Raw genomic sequence first — 20,745 nt, 5'->3', positions numbered from 1 at the left:
GGTATTTAAAAGAGGCTTTCACGAACGTAGAGCACATCCTCGGGGCGAACAGGGTCGGTGAGCCGTGGACTGGTTTCTACAACCTTCCCCGAAGCGTCCCGGCGGTGCAGGCGCAGGCGGTTTTCACTGCCGCGCACAGTGGGCCCGCCCCCCTGCGCCAATGCCTGCATCACGGTCATGCCGCGCTCAATGCGGTAAGGCCCGGGGCGCTGGGCTTCGCCGTAGATATAAAACACCGGCGCCTTGTTGACATACAGGGTGTCGCCACCGGCCAGCACAATGTCGTCATCTGATTTTTCGTTCAAGAACAGTCCCGGAATATCAATCACCTTGCGAAACGGCTTACCCTCACGTTGCCCTGTGACGATCAGCACATCGTCACCCGTGGGCGTCACGCCACCGGCTGCGGCCAGCATGTCGCTGACACGCGTATTGAAAGTTTCCAGTGGAAACCGGCCGGGACGGCTGACCTGCCCCAGCACGGCCACCTGGTTACCCCGGACCTGGCGCAACACAATATTGACCTGCGGCACCTTCACAAAACCCCCGTTGCGCAGGGCGTCTGCAATCTTCTTCTCAGCCTCGGAAATTGTCAGGCCGCCAAGTTGCACGCTTCCCACCAGCGGGTAGCTGATCACACCGCTTTCAGACACCCGCGCATCGACCGAAAGATCGGGGCTTTGGTAAACCTGCACGCCAATCGAGTCGCCGGCGCCCAGGCGGTAATCCTGGTTGGCGGGCACTGGCGCCGCAGCAGCTGCGGGAGACACAGCAGCGGGAGAGACCGGAGCGGCTACCGCCGCGGACTGGCTGGAGGGCGCTGGTTGAGCAAACACCGGTGCCGCCAAAATCAGGAACAAGGCTGATACAAACGGGGCAAATTTACGACTCATGGGGTTCATCCTGTTAAAGCCTATTCTGTTAATGCCCATTTTTAGGAGCAGACGATTGCGAAGCGGGTGCAGTGGACAGCGGGCGACACTTCCAGGCGTGGCGTCCCAGTGGCGAGCGTCTAAAGAATTCCATCAAAAACTCGCCAGCGCTGAAAGACCAAAGGCATTGCTGCTGTAGTCAAAACCCGGTTCGCTGGATTTACGCCTGTCACGCTGTACCGACGCCACAAGCTTGAGGGCACGAAGCGCTTGCCACTCCAGCGCTAAAGAAACCAGATTGGTCGTGTCGCGGCGGTCTGTTGCGGCAAAACCCGGCAAAGGCCCGCGGAAGTCGCGCGCCCCATGGTCATAACGCAGTCGCACCGCCGTTTTTTCACTCGGTTTCCACGTCGGCGCGACAAAAAAGCGATACCCCTCGTAGTAGCTGGCTGTGGACGTCTGGTAGCTGCCCAGCTCCCGAACCACACCACCAGCAAGGCTTGTCTTTGCCGTGATGGCCCAGGTTGCATCAAGCTCGCCGGTAAAGCCCGAAAAATCCCGTGCGGCCAACCCATCGTGCTCGCGGTCAAGATAGGACATGCGCCCTTTGAGGGTGACCTTTCCCGTCGGCGCCCAGTCGAGCCGGACTTCGTGCTCGGTGTCGGTGAAGCTGCCCGCGAACGTCGACGACGCCACACGGCCCGGGTAGTCACCGTCGCCCCGTTTATAGCGATAAGCCAGTGACGTGGCCGACGGAAAGACATAGCGCACACCGGCTTCGGCACCGCGTATCCGCGAGTCGCCTTCGAAGGTAAAAGGCTGGCTGCTGGTGCTGGTGCGCTCGAACACCCCGCCGAGCAGCCGCCACGCACCGTCGAGCTCGTATTCCGCATCAAACAGCGTTGAGCGGTTGGTTCGCCGGTTGAGCTGCCCCGCGGTTTGCACATCCGCCGTGTTGTCGACGTACTCGCGCCGGTCGGTCGTCAGGTTGCCGTGCAGGGCCGGCGTGAAACTCCAGCGCCAGGCCGCCGCGTAGTTCACCGCAGTGAAATCAAGATTGGAAAAACGGCTGTAGTGATGATCCTCAACCGCGGCGTCGACCTCAAACCGCTGAAGCCCCATGGGCTTGTTGATCTTGAACCCTGCTGTCGTCACGGAAACAGTGTCCGCGCGGTCTGTCGTTCCGATCAGCGCCTGGGCGTTTGCCGTGTCGGACAGCCGAAAGACGTTGCTGTCGTGCGTGACGGACTGCCCGGCCTTGAATTGGAGGGTGTCAAGGTCGTCGGCATGCGCCGACAAGGGAAACAGGCTCAGCAAAAGAAGAGGCAGGGGAAGAAGGTCACGGTGGGGCATCAGCAGTCCTTTTTGTTTTACTTTTAGTAAGCCGCGCTGTCCTTGAAGACCAGGCGGACGGTTCTCAAAATGATATAAAAATCAAGTTGCAAAGACCAGTTTCGGAGGTAGTCAAGATCGCAGTCGATGCGCGACTGCATCTTGTCGAGCGTGTCGGTCTCACCGCGCTGCCCGTTCACCTGCGCCCAGCCGGTGATGCCCGGCCTGACCTTGTGGCGAACCATGTAGCCCTTGATCAGCGAGCGGTACATTTCGTTGTGCGCCACGGCGTGCGGCCGCGGACCGACAATGCTCATGCGGCCCTGCAGCACGTTGATGAATTGCGGCAGCTCGTCCAGCGAAGTCCTGCGCAAGATGGCGCCCAGGCGGGTGATGCGCATGTCGTTCTTGCGGGCCTGCTGAATCGTGCCGCCGTCTTCGGTGACGGCCATGGAGCGGAACTTGTAGACCAAAATCTGTTCGCCATCGAGTCCATAGCGCCGCTGTTTGAAAATGACTGGCCCAGGCGAATCGAGCTTGACCATGAGCCCGATCACCAGCATGACCGGGGAAATCAGCAGCAAGATCAGCAGCGACAGCACAATGTCACTGGCGCGTTTCAGCACACCGTTGACACCCCGGAACGGCGTGTCGCAGACCGAAATCACCGTGACCCCGCACACCGAATCGCTTCGTCCCTGTATCAGGTCCGTGATGAACATGTCGGGAACGAAATAAATGGAGGCGGTCGTGTCTTTCAGGCCGTCCAGCACCTGCAGGATGCGCGGACGTGAAGCCATGGGCAGCGAAAGGTAGATGAACTGGATACGGTGCTTCTTGACATAGGCCGGAAGGTCGTCAATTTTTCCGACCAAGGGGTAGTCGTCCTGCGATTCGCGGCGTTCTTCTCCGCGATCGTCAAAGAAACCTTTCAAATCAATTCCTGAATAGGCTGAACCGGCTATGTGCCGGGCCAGGGAAACGCCCTGCTCGTTCATGCCTACGATGACAGCGCCCTTCACTGCCCCCTGAAGCTTCAGCAGCTGCGGGGCCGCCGCACGCAAAGCCAGGTGAGCCCCGGCCTGGGCGACAGGCGCTACCCACAGCCAGTTGCCCAAAACGGCCATGGAGAACTTGTGGAAGTATTCGGTGACGAACCCCGTCAGCAGCAGCAGGCCAGCGATCCAGACCCAGTGAAATGCGATTTTTGAGAAGACCTTCCACACGGGCAAGCGCAACTGCGAGGTGCCCGGAAATGTCAATGAAAAAACGATGACGGAAAGGATCAGGTAGGCCGGTCGCACCGACCCCTCAAAGAAAAAAGCCAACCCCCACAGCGAGAACACCAGAACAAGAGGATCCAACGCCGCTTCGACAGCGGTGAAGAGGTGGCTTCTGCCCAAGCCCATGGAGCGGGGCTCGCGCCGGTCAAGCCACGCGGAGGCTGAGTTGAGCTGGTTTACGGGGGTTACGTTATCCATGCAAGCTCACCCGCGTAATTCTGGAAACCGCCTGGGCCCGGTTGAAGACATTGAGTTTCTGAAATATGCGCTGCATGTGGTTTTTTACGGTGTAGCCACTGATGTTGAGGATGGTCCCGATCTCGGCATTGGTTTTGCCCATGGCAACCCACGCCATGATCTGGGTTTCACGTTCGCTGAGGCCGCAAGCGTCGTCAGGCAGGCTTCGCGCGGCCACCGGGGGTTGTGGATGTTGTTGCGGCAACAACGCGATCTGGCGCAACGCATGGTCTATGGAGGGCATCAGCACCTTCACTGCCCGTTGCGCGGGCTCCGCCGGAATCACGCCCGTGCTCAGAAATGCATACAGGCACGTCTGACGCGCCCTTTCGTCATGCATTGCATGAACCAGCACCGAGCGCATGCCGGACAGCACGTGGGGGAAAGAGCCGGGCAAGCTGGCATTGCCCATGAGGTGAGCGAACAGGTTGAAATCGAGACGACATGGCATCGCACCACCAGCCACCCAATGGTCATGCAGCCGGCGCAGTAAAAAAGGAACGCCTTCTGTGCCGGGCCCATACGAGCGCGCGCCGGGCAGCTCGGAGAGGATGTCGTGTTGAATCGCTCCGTCCTGGAAGTCGCCCCAGCCGACCATCAGAATGTCGTGCGGCAGACAATGCTGCACGTCGCCGCGCAACCATTCAAGCAAGTCCGCGTGCCGTGTGATGGCCACAACCTGCGCCATCCATGTTGCATAGCGTGCGGAGTCTTCGCTGAAAAGCGGAGCGGGGGATTTCATGCGGTGATGTCACTTCCTGTGTTGGTATCCGATCACCTGCGTATGCATAAATGCAGCAGGAGCCCAGTGAGAATCGATGAGAACGCCATAAGGTGCAATACCAAAGACGACACTGTTGATGTAGGAGCAAGACGATTCAGTGTAGGGTGCGGAATGTGTGATTCATAAGTCAACGTACGACGCATTCGTTGCAACTAAGTAACAGCTGTGCGCTTGATGCGGGATGCCTCGCAAAACGATACGGCTTGCAACAGTTTGCATTTTTTTGGGGCATGAGGGCGGCTGCGATTGAGTACGCTGTGCCCACAATTTGTGCATGCCACAAACAACCAGCCAAAGAGGAATAGAGGCGGATGACCAGCAAGAAAATGACACGCAGCCTGGAAGTGGATACGGTAAGAGGCATCGCCTGTATCTTGCTGGTCCTCTTCCACGTGGTTGGAGATACGCCCGCAGTGGGGCTGAAGGTTCCGGAGGGACACTGGCTGCAGGTGTTCAACGAAGGATTGGCCTACATTCGCATGCCGCTGTTTTCCTTTATCTCCGGCTACGTGTACGCCTTTCGTCCCTTTCAAGGCAACGCACCGGAGTTCATCAAGGGGAAAGTGCGACGGCTGTTGCTTCCCCTGCTGACCGTCGGAACCTTGTTTGCAATCGTCCAGGCCCTGACACCAGGCGCCAACTCCTCGGTCACTCAATGGTGGTTGCTTCACATCGAGCCTGTCGGACATTTCTGGTTTCTGGAAGCGCTTTTTATTGTCTTTCTCGTGGTGCTATTGCTCGAACACCTGAACGCGCTGTCTACCGCCTCCCGGTTTGCACTTGTCTGGGTCGCCAGCGCCGTCCTGTTTGATTACTTCAGCCCACCCAATTATTTTGCGGCCCGCGGCGCGGTATATCTTTTGCCATTTTTTCTTGCCGGTCTTGCCTGCAAGCGGTTCAACATCGGCACACCCAGAGCCCGGCTTGTGGCGGCCGCCGCATTCATTTGCGCCGCCACGGCAGCCATGCTCTTTCCGCAGTTTTCCGAGCAAGGCAGTTCCATGGCCGCACTGGCACTCGGCGTCTCCAGTGCTTTTTTGCTTTTGCGCAGCGGCTGGAGCTTTCCTCCTCTCGCGTACATCGGTTCCTTTTCGTTTGCGATCTATTTGCTCCATGTTTTCTTTACGGCTGCAAGCCGCATCATCTTCAGGAAGCTGGGTGTCACCGACACGTATGTCCTGATGATGCTGGGATTGACCGCGGGTGTAGCCGGGCCCGTGGTGTCGGCGCTGCTGATCAACCGGCATGCCGGCTTGAGCCTGTGGCTTCTGGGAACTGTGCCGGCGAAAGCCAAGGTCAGCACCCAGACCGTAGCCGCCTGACTTCCGACGCGACACGCTTTTTTAACGGCTGCGAATCGATCTCCCACGACGGCGATCGGACACGGGCCTCCACATCCTGTGCGGCAATCGGGCGCTGGCAACCGCCTTGCCCGTCCATACGCGAGCCATCGCCAGCTCCGGCCCCACTAAACTGTCAGACGCGCAGAGACGCTACGGCACAGACCAGAGCCGCGAAACAGGCGGTCAAAAACTGCAGCACATCACAAACCGAGGAGACAAATCATGCATATCGTTATCACCGGCGGCGCCGGTTTTCTCGGCGCCAGGCTGGCGCAGCAGCTTTTGCACATGGGGCGGTTAGGCCTTGCAGGCAACGCCCCACAAGCCATCCACACGGTCACGCTGGTTGACAGGGTGGCCCCGCCGGCCGTGCTGACAGCCGACGAACGCGTTCACGTCATCACCGGTGACCTGAACAGCCTGCTGGAAGAAAGCCAGCCCAACGCGCGAGTGATGACGGAGAAAGACGCGCTGGTGTTTCATCTGGCGGCAGCAGTCAGCGGTGAGTGTGAGGCAGACTTCGATCTCGGCATGCGCAGCAACGTCGATGCGACGCGTGCCTTGCTGCAGGCCTGCCGCAGCCTGGGCACTTCGCCCACCGTGGTATTCGCCAGTTCACTGGCGGTGTTCGGCAACTCACCCGTGCAGCCTTTGCCGCCGGTGATCGACGACAGAACGCTTCCTACACCGCAAAACAGCTACGGTGTTCAGAAGTTCATCGGCGAGCAAATGGTGGCCGACTATGCGCGCAAGGGATTCATACGCGGGCGCAATGTGCGCCTGATGACGGTCAGCGTGCGGCCGGGAAAGCCCAACGGCGCGGCATCGAGTTTTTTGAGCGGCATGATTCGCGAGCCACTGGCCGGCATCAGGGCCCAATGCCCCGTAAGCCCCGAAACGGCTGTGGCACTGTCTTCGCCAGCGCGCACGATTGAAGGGCTGATCCGGGCTGCCGAGGCCAGTGACACCGAATGGGGTGCCCGCACAGCCGTCAATTTGCCGGCCCTTAAAACCACCGTGGGTGAAATGGCGCAGGCATTGGTCCGAACGGCCGGGAAGGACGTGGCCGACCTGATCGACTGGATCCCAGACCCGGCGATCGCAAACATCGTGGCCAATTGGCCCGCCGACATCGATGCCGCGCGCGCCCGGGCGCTTGGGCTGCAGCCTGACGCTGATTTTGAAAGCATCATTGCGACTTACTTAAGCGAAAACCCGCGCACGGTAGCCGGAGCATCGCAGTAATAATGCGTGTGCTTATGGTCGGGATCTCCGGTGCTGAACCGGTCCTGGCCACCCCGAATTCCGGCTTAATCACCCCATTGGAGACAACAACATGAAGCTTTCAAAATTGATCATCGGCATGACGCTTGCAGCGGGGTTCATGGCCTCGGCAAGCGCACAGACCACAATGAAAATCAGCATTTCCACGGCGCAAAATTCGCACCAGGGCATTGCGATCGACACCTTTGCCAAGGAAGTGGAAAAACGCACGGCCGGCCGCTACAAGGTCCAGACCTTCTACAACGGCGCCCTGGGTGGCGAGCGTGAATCGATTGAAGCCGTACAGCTGGGCACACAGGAACTGGCCTTTTCATCCACCGGTCCAATCCCCAATTTTGTCCCTGAAACCAAGATTCTCGATGTGCCCTTCCTGTTTCGAGACAAAGCCCATGCACGCGCCGTGCTGGACGGACCCATCGGCCAGGACCTGCTGACCAAATTCGATGCCAAAGGCTTCAAGGCGCTGGCCTGGGCCGAGAACGGTTTTCGCCACATGACCAACAGCAAGCGCGACGTGAGGGTGCCCGAAGACCTGAAGGGCCTGAAAATGCGCACCATGGAAAATCCGGTGCACATCGCGGCCTACAAGGGCCTGGGCATCATCACCACGCCCATGGCGTTTCCCGAGGTGTTCACGGCATTGCAACAAGGCACCGTGGACGGCCAGGAGAACCCGCTGTCTGTGATCATGTCCGCCAAGTTCGACCAGGTGCAAAAACACCTTTCACTGACCGGCCACGTTTATTCGCCCTGTATTTTTGTCATGAACAAGGCGGCGTTCGACAAGCTCAGCGCCGCCGATAAAACCGCGTTTGTCGATGCCGCCAAAGAAGCCACCAAAGCCAACCGCGCCCGGGTCGACCAGGACGACGCCAACGGCGTGGCCGAACTGCGCAGCAAAGGCATGACCGTGATTGATAACGTTGACAAAGCCAAATTTGTCGCCACGCTGGCGCCGGTCAATGCTGAATTCGAAAAGCAGTTCGGCAAGGCCAACATCGACGCGATCCGGAACTACAAGTAAGTCAAATACAGCCTTTGTTGCTACATTTTTTGTAGCTGCTGGCGCCCGCTGCCCTTGGTCTGCGGGCGTTTTCATTGAAAACCATCTCATGTATCGGTGCATCCATGAAACAAGCCTTTCTCAAACTTGAGCGATGGACCACCGGCTTTTCCATGCTGGTGGCCTGCCTGATGCTGGTCATCGCCTCATCGCTGGGCATGTTCCAGATCGTCACACGCTTCGTGCTTGAGCAACCCGCTGAGTGGAGCGAGATACTGATCCGGTTGAGCCTGATCTGGATGGTGTTCATGGGAATCCCGATGGCCTTCCGGCAAGGCGCCATGGTCAGCGTGGACGTGCTCTACCGCTGGAGCCCTCAAGGCGTGCGGCGCGTGCTGGACTGGCTGGTCTGCCTTGCCGCCCTGGGCCTGATCGCGGTCATCGTCTGGTGGGGGTGGGACTACTCGCTGCGCGGCCGCGTGCAGTCCATGGCCGGCCTCGAATCTGTTTCCATGTTCTGGGGCTATGTGGCCATGCCCGTAGGCGGCATGTTTTGCGTGATCGGCATCATCGGCAACCTGCTTGATCCGCAGCGCAACGAGCTGGAGACGGCGCAATGACCGCGGTAATGATTTCCACCATGGTGCTGTGCTTTGCGCTCACCGTTTCCGTGGCCGTGTCCATCGGCCTGGCTTCCATCTTCGGCATTCAGGCATCCAACGCGAACATGCTGATCTCCGTCAAGGAGATGTTTTCTTCGATCAACAAGTTTCCGCTGGCCGCGATCCCCTTCTTTATCCTGGCCGGCAACCTGATGGAGACCGGCGGCATCTCGCGCCGCCTGGTCGAGTTCGCCAAAAGCATCGTAGGCGGCGTGCAGGGCGGTCTGCCCATGACCTGCGTGCTGACATGCATGATTTTTGCGGCCGTGTCGGGCTCCTCCGTGGCCACTACTTTCGCCATTGGCGCCATCCTGATACCGGCGCTCATCAAGCACGGCTACCCTACCGCCTACGCGGCAGCCTTGCAGGCCACCAGCGCAGAACTGGGCGTGATCATTCCGCCATCCATTCCCCTGATTCTTTACGGCGTGAGCGCCGAGGTCTCGATCGGCGAGCTCTTCATTGCCGGCTTCGGCCCGGGGTTGCTGATCGGCTGCGCACTGATGCTCTTCGTTCACCTGTATTGCCGCTGGAAAGGCTGGGGCAAGCAGGACGGCGATGGCCGCCTGAGCTTTGGCAAGGCGACCTGGCAGGCCGGTTGGGCGCTGCTGATGCCGGTGATCATCCTGGGCGGTATCTACGGCGGGATTTTCACGCCAACCGAGGCTTCTGCGGTGGCTGTGTTTTACGCGCTGGTGGTCGGAGTCGTGATCTACCGCGAAATCAAGCTGGCCGACCTCTACGTCATCCTGCGCAAGTCGGTCATGTCCAGCGCGGTGATTATGTTCATCATCGCCAACGCCGGGCTGTTCGCCTTCCTGATCACCCGGGCGGGCGTGCCCGACGCCATCGGCCATTGGTTGCAGGCCGTGCTGCAGTCGCCCGCTCTTTTCCTGCTGGGCGTCAACGCCGCCCTGTTCATCATCGGCATGTTCATTGAAACCAGCGCCGCCATCATCGTTCTGGCGCCTATCCTGGCGCCGGTGGCGGTGCATTTCGGCATAGACCCAGTGCACTTCGGGCTGGTGATGGTGGTCAATCTTGCCTTGGGCATGATCACGCCGCCTTTCGGTGTCAACCTGTTTGCGGCCTGCACCGTCGCAAAGATATCGCTGGACCGCATCATCCCGTACCTGCTGCCCTTCGTATTCGTCATCCTGGCTTGCCTGATGGTGATCACTTACGTCCCGCAGCTGTCGCTGAGCCTGCGAGACCTGGTCTACGCTAAATAGCTTTTTTTCAGGCGGGCTTTCACGGCACTGTCATCTGGGGAGGTGATGCTACGGTTTTCATCTTCGTGAAAACCCATGCAGCTCCACAAAACCGACCGCGCCCGCGCCGAGCTCAAGCCCGGCGTGAGAACGCTAGGCCAACGCGAGCGCACCTTGCTGCTGATGGCCGACGGCAGCAAGTCGGCCCAGGATTTCCGCCCGCTGTTTGACGGCGATGGTGAAGCCATCGCATTGCGGCTTCTTCGCGAGGGCTTTCTGGAGGCTCATCCCGGCAAAATGCCCGCACCCGCGGCAGTACCTAAATCTGCGCCAGATCCAAAGCCTACGCCCGCCCAGTTGCAAAACTTCCCGAGCCCGGAGACCACTCAGGCCATCCGCGTCTCAGCCGACCAGTTCGAAGGCAAGCGCTCGCTTGCCACGACGCGGATGTTCCTCTTCGACATCTGCGAGCGCATGTTTGCCCGGCGCGACCCGGTCATGGCCGAGCGCTTTCGTGAAGCGCTGCGCAACGCCAAGGACCGCGAGACCATGCTCACCGCCTCGCGCGAAATGATCGAGGAAATCGAAAAAATCGCCGGGCACGAGCGCGCGGACTCCATCAGTGAGCGCATCGCCATGCTGCTGCCCCAGCATCAGGCCGCCTGAGAAGCTGCTGACGATCCGACGGGTCTCAAAACCGGCTTCCGTTACACTCGTTGGGTCAGGAGAGAGTTTTCCTTAGCGAAAACCGCCGAAGGCGCACGAGCACCCTGGGGCACCCCCTTGAGTCGCACTGAACGCTCAGGCAAAAGGACTGGCAACCGCCCTGCGGCGCACCACGCGGCAAGGCGTTCCCTACTGGAGAGAGGCCGCCTTTCACGGGCTGCCCACCGAAGGAGCAAACCCGCATCGCCGGGTGAATCTCTCAGGTAAAGTGGACAGCAGGGGCAGCCCATGGATTGAGAACATGTTCTTGCCATGACCGTGTTTGCCCCCCCCGGAGAATGCCTTGTCCGATTCGTCCACCTCTTCCGCCCCTGAAACCCCGCTGAAAACGCCCTTGCGCGACCTGCATGTGGAGCTTGGCGCGCGCATGGTGCCTTTTGCAGGCTATTCCATGCCGGTGCAGTACCCCGCTGGCCTGATGGCGGAACACCTGCATACGCGTCAGGCTGCCGGCCTTTTTGATGTGTCCCACATGGGCCAGTTGCGCCTGGTGGGCCCTGATGCGGCGGCGGCGCTGGAGTCGCTGATCCCGGTCGATGTGATCGACCTGCCCGCCGGCAAGCAGCGCTACGGCCTGCTGCTCAATGACGACGGCGGCATCATCGACGACCTGATGTTTTTCAACCGCGACTATGCGAACGGCGGCGACCTCTTCGTCATCGTCAACGGCGCCTGCAAGGTCGGCGACATTGCCCACATCCAGAGCAAAATCAGCTCTCGCTGCGAAGTCATCCCCATGCCCGACATGGCGCTGATGGCGCTGCAGGGCCCGAAGGCCGTCACCGCCCTGCAGCGGCTGGCCCCGGGTGTCGAAAAACTGGTGTTCATGACAGGCGGGCGTTTCACCGTGGCTGGTTGCGATTGCTTCATCACCCGCAGCGGCTACACCGGCGAAGACGGCTTTGAAATCTCGGTGCCCGCTACTCAAGCCGATGCACTGGCACGCGCACTGCTCGCAGAACCCGAAGTCAAGCCCATCGGCCTGGGCGCGCGCAATTCGCTGCGGCTGGAAGCGGGCCTGTGCCTCTACGGCAACGACATCGACATCACCACCACGCCGGTGGAAGCCAACCTTAACTGGGCCATGCAAAAGATTCGCCGCACCGGCGGCGCGCGCGCCGGCGGCTTCCCGGGTGCGGACAAAGTCCTGGCGCAACTGGCCGACCCCGCGCTGCTCACCCGCAAGCGCGTCGGCCTGGTGGCGCTGGAGCGCGTGCCGGTGCGCGAGCACACCGAACTGCAAAGCACCGACGGCACCGTCATCGGTGAAGTTACCAGCGGATTGCTCGGCCCCACGATCAACCAGCCGGTCGCCATGGGCTATGTGAAACCTGAATTTGCAGCGCTCGGCACACGCGTGAACGCGATGGTGCGCGGCAAGCCGGTGCCCATGGAAGTCGCGGCCATGCCGTTTGTCCCCGCCCGCTACTACCGCGGCTAGACACTGCCGCCCCATTTTTCGTCCCGCCACCCATTAACCCCTGGAGAACCTCATGACCGTCAAATACACCGAAGACCACGAATGGCTCAAGATTGAAGGCGACACTGCTACCGTCGGCATCACCGTGCATGCGCAGGACGCGCTGGGCGATGTGGTGTTTGTGGACCTCCCCGCTGTCGGCACCACCCTCGCCCAGAAAGAAACCGCCGGCGTGGTCGAGTCCGTCAAGGCCGCCGCCGACGTGTACATGCCCGTCAGCGGCGAAGTCACCGAAATCAACGAAGCCCTGAAAACCGACCCATCGCTCGCCAACAGCGACCCGATGGGCGCCGGCTGGTTCTTCAAGGTGAAGCTGTCCGACCCCTCGCAGCTCGACGCATTGATGGACGAGACCCGCTACACGGCGTTCGCTGTCTGATTTTTCTCCTGACTTTCCGGCCGACTTTTTTCTGACTCCTGGCTGCCAAGCCTGACACGGGACCCGACATGTTGATGCAATCCGCCAAGCCCCTGGGCGATCTTGAAAATCCTTCCGAATTCATTGCCCGCCACATCGGCATTGACGATACCGACGAAGTCCACATGCTCAGCATCGTGGGATCGGCCTCGCGCCGCGCATTGGTGGAAGGCATCGTTCCGCGCTCGATTGCGCGCCGCACGCCCATGGCCATTCCGGCCCCTGTCACGGAGGCTTTTGCACTTAAGCAGCTGAAAGCCATCGCGGCCAAGAACCAGGTGTTCAAAAACTTCATCGGCCAGGGCTATTACGGCACCTACACGCCGGGCGTGATCCTGCGGAACATCCTCGAGAACCCCGCTTGGTACACCGCCTACACGCCTTACCAGGCCGAGATTTCGCAGGGCCGCATGGAAGCGCTGATCAACTTCCAGACCATGGTGTGCGACCTGACCGGCATGCCGATCGCCAACGCCTCCATGCTCGACGAAGCCACCGCCGCCGCCGAAGCGATGACGCTGGCCAAGCGCAGCGTGAAAAGCAAAAGCAATGTCTTCATCGTGGCCGGTGACTGCCATCCGCAAACCATTGAAGTGATCCAGACCCGCGCCAAGCCGCTGGGCATCGAGGTGAAAGTCAGCACAGCCGCCGTTACGGTGCCGCAGCTGATGGCTGAAGGCAACTACTTTGGCGTGCTCGCGCAATACCCCGCCACCACCGGCAGCATCCATGACCTGCGCCCACTGGCCGGCCAGGCGCATGCCGATGGCGCGGCCCTGTGCGTCGCGGCCGATCTGCTGGCCCTTACGCTGCTCACTCCGCCCGGCGAATGGGACGCCGACATCGTGCTGGGCAACACCCAGCGCTTTGGCATGCCCATGGGCAACGGCGGGCCGCATGCGGCTTACCTCGCATGTCGCGACGAATTCAAGCGCTCGCTGCCCGGCCGCCTGGTTGGCGTCACCATCGACAGCCACGGCAGCCCGACCTACCGCCTTGCGCTGCAAACCCGTGAGCAGCACATCCGCCGCGAAAAAGCCACCTCCAACATCTGCACTGCGCAAGTGCTGCCCGCCGTGATCGCCAGCATGTACGCGGTCTACCACGGCCCGCAAGGCCTCAAGCGCATCGCCGAGCGTGTGGCGGCCTACACAGCCATCTTTGTGCGCGGCCTGCAGGAGCTGGGCTATGACATCACCAACACGGGCGCCTTTGATTCCGTCACGGTGAGAACCGGTGATGCTACTAATTTGATAGCTGCTCGCGCACGCTCTGCGGGGGCTAACCTGCGATATCGCTTGAATAATCACCTCGGCGTGTCGCTGGACGAAACCACCAGCCGCAAGGACATCGAGCTGCTCTGGTCCTTCTTTGCCAAGTCCGGCCAGACCGTGCCCGTGGTCAGCGCCTTCGAAAAAGGCGTTGAGTCGCTGATCCCCGCCGACCTGCGCCGCACCAGCACCTTCCTGTCGCACCCGGTGTTCAACACTCACCACTCCGAAACCGGCATGCTGCGCTACATCCGCATGCTGAGCGACAAAGACCTCGCACTCGACCGCAGCATGATCCCGCTAGGTAGTTGCACCATGAAGCTCAACGCCACCAGCGAGATGATTCCCATCACCTGGCCGGAGTTCGCCAACATTCACCCGTTTGCGCCCGCCGAGCAACTGCTGGGCTATGCCGAACTCGACAAGCAACTTCGCGACTGGCTGTGCCAGGCCACCGGCTACGCCGGCATCAGCCTGCAGCCCAACGCCGGCTCGCAGGGGGAGTACGCCGGTCTGTTGGTCATCAAGGCCTTCCACGAAGCCAAGGGCCAGGGCCACCGCAACATCTGCCTGATCCCCTCTTCGGCGCACGGTACCAACCCGGCCAGCGCGCAGATGGTGGGGATGACCGTTGTCGTCACCGCCTGCGACGCACAAGGCAATGTCGACATGGCTGACCTCAAGGCCAAGTGCGAAAAGCACAGCGCCAACCTGGCCTGCGTGATGATCACCTACCCCAGCACGCACGGCGTGTTTGAAACGCAGGTGAAGGAACTCTGCGCGATGGTGCACAGCCACGGCGGACGTGTTTACGTTGACGGCGCCAACATGAACGCGCTGGTCGGCGTGGCCGCACCGGGCGAGTTCGGCGGCGACGTGAGCCACCTGAACCTGCACAAGACCTTCTGCATCCCGCACGGCGGCGGCGGCCCAGGCGTGGGCCCGGTCTGCGTTGTGGCCGACCTGGTGCCTTACCTCCCGGGCCATGCCACGGCGGGCATTCCCGTCAATGGCGTGGGAGCCGTCTCGGCTGCGCCTCTGGGCAATGCGGCCGTGCTGCCCATCAGCTGGATGTACTGCCGCATGATGGGCCCCGAAGGCCTGACGCAGGCAACCGAAGTCGCCATCCTGAGCGCCAACTACATCAGCTCGCGCCTGAAGGACCACTACCCCACGCTCTACGCCAGCGAAAACGGCCATGTGGCGCACGAGTGCATTCTCGATTTGCGTCCACTGAAAGACACCAGCGGCGTTAGCGCCGAAGACGTGGCCAAGCGCCTGATGGACTACGGCTTTCACGCGCCGACACTCAGCTTCCCCGTGCCCGGCACCTTGATGGTGGAGCCCACCGAAAGCGAAACCCTGGCCGAGCTGGACCGTTTCATCGACGCGATGATCGCCATCCGCGAAGAGATCCGCAAAGTGGAAGCCGGGCAATGGCCGCAAGACAACAACCCGCTCAAACATGCGCCGCACACCGCAGCCAGCCTGATGGGCGCCGACTGGGACCGTCCTTACTCGCGCGAGATAGGCGCCTTCCCGCTGGCCTCACTCAAGCAGGTTAAGTACTGGCCGCCTGTGGGCCGGGTCGACAACGTCTACGGCGACCGCAACCTGTTTTGCAGCTGCGTGCCCGTAAGCGACTACGCCTGACACCGCGCTCGAGTGGATACGCAGATTGTCCTGATCGTCGCGGGCGCGGCGGCGGCGGGCTTTGTCCAGGGCCTGTCGGGCTTTGGCTTCAGCCTTGTCGCCATGTCTTTCTGGGCTTGGTCAATAGACCCAAAGCTGGCGGCTGTGATGGCCGTATTCGGCGGGCTGACCGGCCAGGTCATGGCGGCCTTCACGGTCAGCCGCAACACGGACTGGAGGCGGCTGCTGCCCTTTCTGGCGGGCGGCCTGCTCGGGCTGCCGCTGGGTTTGCTGCTGTTGCCGCGGCTTGACGTCCAGCTGTTCAAGCTGTTTCTCGGCCTGTTGCTGGCGCTGTGGTGCCCGGCTATGCTTTTTTCGGGCAAGCTTCCGCGCATTCACCATGGCGGCCGCGTCGCCGACGGCACGGTCGGCATTGCCGGCGGGTTCATGGGTGCGCTGGGTGGTTTCTGCGGCGTCCTTCCCACACTGTGGTGCACGCTGCGGGGCTACGAGAAAAGTGCCCAGCGCGCCGTCATACAGAACTTCAACCTCGCCGTGCTGACCGTCACCATGGCCAGCTACGTCGCCGCCGGCCTGGTCACCCGCCAGACCCTGCCGATACTGGCCATCGTGGCGCCTGCTGCGCTCATCCCCGCATGGCTGGGCGGTCGACTTTACACGGGCATCAGTGACCTGGCCTTTCGCAGGCTGGTGCTGAGCCTGCTGACCTGCTCCGGCCTGGCGATGCTGGTGTCATCCGTGCCGGGGTTGTTGCGGCGGATGGGTTAGGACATCATCGTATGTTCACTTGGGGCGCCACAAAGTGGAGTCGGGCGCAGCGCATTTCATCTCAATAGAAACGGGAGCCGGCCCGCAACTCGCGAATGGCCCGCATCATGGTGGGCGCCAGCGCATTCCATTGCAACGCCCGCAGTGATCGGCGGTAACGCAGCCCGTTGCTTCGCAGGGATGCCGACACCAGCTCCAGGGGATCGCTCACCACACACAGAAGCCGCGTGAGCATGGGGTCCTGCTCGGTAGGCACACCGCCGAGGAAGGCGTCGTTCTTTCCGTCCCACAGAAGCTGGGCATTGATGTGGATGCCCCAGCCGCACTCCCAGCCGTTCGCTTTCAGGCGTTCGCGGGCAGCAGCCACGTATTCGGCATCGAAGATGTAGGTGTCGGTGCGCACCCAATGGCCAAGCCAGAACTCAGCCAGTGGGCGCGCCGCCGGCGTGGCCCGGGGGATCAGGCCGCGCAGCATCTCGCCGCGCATCTCCATGTAGCGCACACGCGCCGGGATGCCGGCAGAGCGCATCAGTGCGATCAGCAGCGTCGCCTTGTCGTCGCCGTCGCCCCCGCGCGCCTCGAGTACGTCGCGGGCGGTCGGATACTGCAACTTGACGCGCTTGGTATAAGGCAGGCGCTTGACGTAGCGATAGATGGCCAGAGCCTTGGCCCGGTCGGTACGGCACAGCTGGACAATCGAGCGAGCCTTGAGGCGCAGCTTGGGGTCGTCCAGGTCCAGCAGCGGCGTTGTTCCAAGCCAGTCCTGCGGCCGGTCACTGGCTCTTTGATGCAGCCGGCGAGGCGAATCGAGTTGTGCGGCAAGTGCCACCATGGAACCACCGACAGAGTGAATGGTTCACGCATCCTAACCCCGGGCGCAGAATTGCGGCGAATTTTGTTTCCGCTCCAGTCCAGGTGAACGCACGTTCCGTAGCGGCGAAGCGATAATCCCGCCACGCCCCCCTGCATAACCCCTTTAGCCATGAAAGCATGATCACCATGAAATCCTTCATCGCGGCATTTGCCGTCCTCGCTTTTTCCACCGCCGCGCTGTCCGCAGCCCCCGCCGAGACCCTGCCCAGCGGGGTCAAGGTGGTCCATACCACCGACGGAACCGGCGCCCAGCCCAAGTCCACCGACACCGTCAAGGTGCATTACCGCGGCACGCTTGCCGACGGCAAGGAATTTGACAGCTCCTACAAACGCGGCACCCCGGCCACCTTTCCGCTGAACCGGGTGGTGCCCTGCTGGACCGAAGGCGTGCAAAAAATCAAGGTAGGCGGCAAAGCCACGTTGACCTGCCCGCCGGCCACAGCCTACGGCGAGCGCGGCGCCGGCAATGCCGTGCCGCCCAACGCCACCCTGACGTTCGACATCGAATTGCTGGCCATCGAAAAATAAGGCGGGCGGTAGCAGCTGGCCGCCCGCAGCGGGCGGTCAAACGCGCGACTGCGCCACCGGGCCGGTGCTCGCGGCCTTTCATGCAAGGTCGCGGCCTCCGCCGACGTTTAGAGCACCACGTCAGGCCCGCTATACCCTGTCCACCGTGCGGCCATCGGGAAGCGCCTAAACTGGTTTCAAGCCTCGCATCAGGGGCCTCAGCTCTGCAGGCCGCCAATGATTCCCTTTTCCGTTCTCGACCTTTCACCCATCGTCAAAGGCGCAACAGCCGCCGACGCCTTTCGCAACACCCTCGCACTGGCCCGGCATGCCGAGCAACTGGGCTACCACCGCTTCTGGCTGGCCGAGCATCACAACAACCCCGGTATCGCCAGTGCCGCCACCGCGGTCGTCATTGGCCATGTGGCGGGCGGCACCCAAACCATTCGTGTGGGCTCGGGCGGCGTGATGCTGCCCAACCATTCGCCGCTGGTGATTGCCGAGCAGTTCGGCACGCTGGCTTCGCTCTACCCCGGCCGCATCGACCTCGGGTTGGGGCGCGCACCGGGCACCGACCAGCTGACAGCCCGTGCGCTGCGGCGCGACGCAACCCACAATGCAGACACCTTCCCGCAGGACGTCAAGGAACTGCAGGCCTACTTCGAGCCGGTAGAGCCAGGCCAGAAAATCAGGGCTGTACCGGGTGCCGGGCTCAAGGTGCCGCTATGGCTGCTGGGCTCCAGCCTCTTTGGCGCGCAGCTTGCGGCGATGCTGGGGCTTCCTTTCGCGTTTGCTTCGCATTTCGCACCCGACATGCTGATGCAGGCACTCGACCTGTACCGCAGCGGCTTCAGGCCCTCCGCCCAGCTCGCATCACCTTACGCGATGGTAGTGGCCAATGTGGTGGCGGCTGAAACGGATGAGGCGGCACGCTACCAGCTCACCTCGGTGCAGCAGGCCATGACCAACCTGTTGCGCGGCACGCCCGGACCGATGCCGCCGCCGATAGACGACATGGAAAGCTACTGGTCACCGGCCGAAAAAGCCGGCGCGCAGCGCATGCTGCGCTATGCCGTCGCGGGCTCGCCCGCCACGGTGGAAAACCAGCTTCGCCGCTTTATCGAAGAGACACGGACCGACGAATTGATGGTGACCACCCACATCTACGACCCGGCGATCGCCAGGCGGTCACTGGAGATCACCGCGCAGGTGCGAGACCGGCTGTAGGAAGAAAGCCGGCACCGCGCGTAACGCTATTGTTTTTATAGCTGCTTGCGCACGTCCCTATTGGGCTGGAGCCCTAAATCGCTTCGATTTCGGCACGCGAGCGCCGCAAGCCACCCCCTGGTCGCCGAAATGCAGACTTGCCCACTGGCACAGATCATGCACAGCTGAAGTGACCTGCCCGCGGGCAATCACTCCAGCACCCCATGGACCCATTTCCACCGCCCGACCGCCATACCCTTTTTGACGATGCACAGGGCATCTTCACGGGCACGCTGTTTGTGTCGCTGGCCATGGTGATCTTCAATCAGGCGGGTTTGTTGACAGGTGGTACGGCCGGCGTGGCCTTCGTGCTGCATTACGCCACGGGCGTGAGTTTTGGCAAACTGTTCTTCCTGGTCAACCTGCCTTTTTACGGATTCGCCTGGGCGCGCATGGGACGCGAATTCACCCTCAAGACTTTTCTGTCAATTGCTTTGCTGTCGCTGCTGGCGGACTGGTCGCCCAAGGTACTCGACATCGCGGACATCCACCCGCTGTACGCCGCACTGGTGGGCGGCTTGCTCCTGGGGACCGGTTGCCTCTTCCTGGCCCGGCACCGGGCAAACCTGGGCGGTGCCACCATCGTGACGCTCTACCTGCAGGAAAAACACGGCTGGCGCGCCGGCAAGATACAGATGGCGATTGATTCGGTCGTGGTCCTGATGGCGCTCACAGTCGTGCCCCCTGAGCGCGTGGTGTATTCCATAGTGGCCGCCGTGCTGATGGGCCTTTTCCTCTGGGTCAACCACAAGCCCGGGCGCTATGCGGTGACCTGACGGCGCCTGAACTACCGGCCGGGCTCAGTCGCCACCGCCTACCTTGCCCCGTGAAGACTTGATTTCCGAGCGCTGGCTTTTGCCGGCCAGGCGGCGCTGCTTCGAGCCATAAGTGGGTTTGGTTGCACGCCGCGCCCTGGGCGGGGTGGAGACACTGTCCACGATTTCCTGCAGGCGGGCCATGGCATCGCTGCGGTTCATTTCCTGGGTGCGATGCTGCTGGGCCTTGAGCACCAGCACGCCCTCCTGCGTGATGCGACTATCGCTCATCGCCAGCAGCCGCTCCTTGACGGCGTCGGGCAGCGACGAGGCGGTAATGTCAAAGCGCAGGTGAATGGCGCTGGACACTTTGTTGACGTTTTGCCCACCCGCACCTTGCGCGCGGATGGCGCTGAACTCCACCTCACGTTCGTCAACGGGAAATTTCGGTGGCGCAGCCATGGTCAGCGCCGCGGGCGGATCACGCCGCCAACTCGGCCAGACCGGCAATAGCGAGTGCGTAGCCCTTGACGCCGAACCCGGCCATCACCGCCTTGGCGGCCGGCGAAATATAGGAGTGATGGCGGAAGGCCTCGCGTGCATGCACGTTGCTGATGTGCAGCTCGATCACCGTAACGCCTGCACCCTTGATGGCATCGTGCAACGCCACACTGGTGTGGGTGTAAGCGCCGGCATTCAATACGATACCTGCCAGCGTGCCTGCAGCCTGGGCTCGCCCGGCTTCATGGATCGCGTCAATCATCACGCCTTCGTGGTTGCTTTGGCGAAAGTCGAGCTTGAAACCGTGGGCCGCGCAGGCCTTGGTGCACAGCGCCTCTACGTCGGCCAGCGTTTGCGAACCGTAGACGGCCGGCTCACGCGTTCCCAGCAAGTTGAGGTTGGGGCCATTCAGGACAAGGACTGTTTTCATGAAGAGGGGCTTTCCAGGTGTTCGGACAGGATGGGTGGGCTGTTTGCTTGGGGCCGATTATCGGCCCTGCCGCCCGCTACCCGTTC

Annotated in this window: 20 protein-coding genes and 2 riboswitches; of the genes, 13 read left to right on the top strand and 7 right to left on the bottom strand. The window is 61.7% G+C overall.

Features of this window, described 5'->3' with window-relative positions:
- Window positions 1-5: 5 nt before the first annotated feature.
- The 4 genes from epsE to epsA all read right to left on the bottom strand — a co-directional run bounded on the left by epsE (window position 6) and on the right by epsA (window position 4,466).
- Window positions 6-893, bottom strand: coding sequence for a polysaccharide export protein EpsE (gene epsE / locus ABI546_RS01530; protein ID WP_348043402.1), 888 nt, complete (start codon window positions 891-893; stop codon window positions 6-8).
- A gap of 132 nt (window positions 894-1,025) precedes the next feature.
- A complete protein-coding gene (epsL, locus tag ABI546_RS01525) occupies window positions 1,026-2,225 on the bottom strand; it encodes an XrtB/PEP-CTERM-associated polysaccharide biosynthesis outer membrane protein EpsL (protein WP_348043400.1) in 1,200 nt (399 codons plus the stop codon).
- A 23-nt stretch (window positions 2,226-2,248) separates the two neighbouring features.
- The gene (locus tag ABI546_RS01520; RefSeq protein ID WP_348043398.1) at window positions 2,249-3,685 is read right to left on the bottom strand and encodes an undecaprenyl-phosphate glucose phosphotransferase; all 1,437 of its coding nucleotides are present in this window, start codon (window positions 3,683-3,685) and stop codon (window positions 2,249-2,251) included.
- Complete coding sequence (epsA, locus tag ABI546_RS01515; RefSeq protein ID WP_348043396.1) at window positions 3,678-4,466, bottom strand: XrtB/PEP-CTERM-associated transcriptional regulator EpsA; 789 nt, start codon at window positions 4,464-4,466, stop codon at window positions 3,678-3,680. The genes ABI546_RS01520 and epsA overlap by 8 nt, the downstream gene beginning before the upstream one ends.
- A 353-nt stretch (window positions 4,467-4,819) precedes the next feature.
- On the opposite strand from epsA, the gene ABI546_RS01510 reads away from it, so the two are divergent.
- The 10 genes from ABI546_RS01510 (at window position 4,820) to ABI546_RS01465 (ending at window position 16,327) form a co-directional block, all read left to right on the top strand.
- Window positions 4,820-5,830, top strand: a complete 1,011-nt coding sequence (locus tag ABI546_RS01510) for an acyltransferase (protein WP_348043394.1) — start codon at window positions 4,820-4,822, stop codon at window positions 5,828-5,830.
- A gap of 243 nt (window positions 5,831-6,073) precedes the next feature.
- The gene (denD, locus tag ABI546_RS01505; protein ID WP_348043392.1) at window positions 6,074-7,096 is read left to right on the top strand and encodes a D-erythronate dehydrogenase; all 1,023 of its coding nucleotides are present in this window, start codon (window positions 6,074-6,076) and stop codon (window positions 7,094-7,096) included.
- 91 nt (window positions 7,097-7,187) lie between these two features.
- Window positions 7,188-8,159, top strand: coding sequence for a TRAP transporter substrate-binding protein (locus ABI546_RS01500; protein WP_348043390.1), 972 nt, complete (start codon window positions 7,188-7,190; stop codon window positions 8,157-8,159).
- Window positions 8,160-8,263: 104 nt separating this feature from the next.
- The gene (locus ABI546_RS01495; RefSeq protein ID WP_348043388.1) at window positions 8,264-8,758 is read left to right on the top strand and encodes a TRAP transporter small permease; all 495 of its coding nucleotides are present in this window, start codon (window positions 8,264-8,266) and stop codon (window positions 8,756-8,758) included.
- On the top strand, window positions 8,755-10,032 hold the full coding sequence (locus ABI546_RS01490) for a TRAP transporter large permease (RefSeq protein WP_348043386.1): 1,278 nt from the start codon (window positions 8,755-8,757) through the stop codon (window positions 10,030-10,032). Before ABI546_RS01495 ends, ABI546_RS01490 begins: the two co-directional genes overlap by 4 nt.
- 75 nt (window positions 10,033-10,107) lie before the next feature.
- Complete coding sequence (locus tag ABI546_RS01485) at window positions 10,108-10,677, top strand: hypothetical protein (protein ID WP_348043384.1); 570 nt, start codon at window positions 10,108-10,110, stop codon at window positions 10,675-10,677.
- Window positions 10,678-10,723: 46 nt separating this feature from the next.
- Window positions 10,724-10,838: riboswitch (glycine riboswitch) on the top strand.
- A gap of 21 nt (window positions 10,839-10,859) precedes the next feature.
- A riboswitch (glycine riboswitch) is annotated at window positions 10,860-10,963 on the top strand.
- 57 nt (window positions 10,964-11,020) lie between these two features.
- A complete protein-coding gene (gene gcvT, locus ABI546_RS01480; RefSeq protein ID WP_348043382.1) occupies window positions 11,021-12,178 on the top strand; it encodes a glycine cleavage system aminomethyltransferase GcvT in 1,158 nt (385 codons plus the stop codon).
- A gap of 52 nt (window positions 12,179-12,230) precedes the next feature.
- A complete protein-coding gene (gene gcvH / locus ABI546_RS01475) occupies window positions 12,231-12,596 on the top strand; it encodes a glycine cleavage system protein GcvH (RefSeq protein ID WP_348043380.1) in 366 nt (121 codons plus the stop codon).
- 68 nt (window positions 12,597-12,664) lie between these two features.
- Entirely contained in the window at window positions 12,665-15,559 is a 2,895-nt protein-coding gene (gene gcvP, locus ABI546_RS01470; RefSeq protein ID WP_348043379.1) for an aminomethyl-transferring glycine dehydrogenase, read from the top strand.
- 12 nt (window positions 15,560-15,571) lie between these two features.
- Complete coding sequence (locus ABI546_RS01465) at window positions 15,572-16,327, top strand: sulfite exporter TauE/SafE family protein (protein ID WP_348043377.1); 756 nt, start codon at window positions 15,572-15,574, stop codon at window positions 16,325-16,327.
- Between the two features lie 61 nt (window positions 16,328-16,388).
- Here the strand turns inward: ABI546_RS01465 and ABI546_RS01460 are convergent, their stop codons facing one another.
- A complete protein-coding gene (locus tag ABI546_RS01460; RefSeq protein WP_348043375.1) occupies window positions 16,389-17,159 on the bottom strand; it encodes a transglutaminase family protein in 771 nt (256 codons plus the stop codon).
- Window positions 17,160-17,326: 167 nt separating this feature from the next.
- Between ABI546_RS01460 and ABI546_RS01455 the strand changes: the two genes are divergently transcribed.
- From ABI546_RS01455 to ABI546_RS01445, 3 genes are all read left to right on the top strand, one after another.
- Window positions 17,327-17,728 carry an FKBP-type peptidyl-prolyl cis-trans isomerase gene (locus ABI546_RS01455; protein WP_348043373.1) on the top strand — a complete coding sequence of 134 codons (402 nt, stop codon included), beginning with the start codon at window positions 17,327-17,329 and terminating at the stop codon, window positions 17,726-17,728.
- Window positions 17,729-17,944: 216 nt separating this feature from the next.
- Window positions 17,945-18,934: an LLM class flavin-dependent oxidoreductase gene (locus ABI546_RS01450; protein ID WP_348043371.1), complete on the top strand. Its 990-nt coding sequence runs from the start codon at window positions 17,945-17,947 to the stop codon at window positions 18,932-18,934.
- Between the two features lie 203 nt (window positions 18,935-19,137).
- Window positions 19,138-19,749 (top strand): YitT family protein, encoded by a 612-nt coding sequence (locus ABI546_RS01445; RefSeq protein WP_348043369.1) that lies wholly within the window; start codon window positions 19,138-19,140, stop codon window positions 19,747-19,749.
- Window positions 19,750-19,773: 24 nt separating this feature from the next.
- On the opposite strand, the gene arfB is transcribed toward ABI546_RS01445, so the two are convergent.
- Both arfB and aroQ read right to left on the bottom strand, forming a co-directional pair.
- A complete protein-coding gene (gene arfB / locus ABI546_RS01440; RefSeq protein WP_348043367.1) occupies window positions 19,774-20,190 on the bottom strand; it encodes an alternative ribosome rescue aminoacyl-tRNA hydrolase ArfB in 417 nt (138 codons plus the stop codon).
- A 19-nt stretch (window positions 20,191-20,209) separates the two neighbouring features.
- Window positions 20,210-20,659, bottom strand: a complete 450-nt coding sequence (gene aroQ, locus ABI546_RS01435; protein WP_348043365.1) for a type II 3-dehydroquinate dehydratase — start codon at window positions 20,657-20,659, stop codon at window positions 20,210-20,212.
- Window positions 20,660-20,745 lie beyond the last annotated feature (86 nt).

Source organism: Polaromonas sp., from assembly GCF_039932935.1.
Taxonomy (GTDB): Bacteria; Pseudomonadota; Gammaproteobacteria; order Burkholderiales; family Burkholderiaceae_C; genus Polaromonas.
Note: the sequence above shows the minus strand (reverse complement) of the source record. Positions and strands in the feature narration are given on the sequence as shown.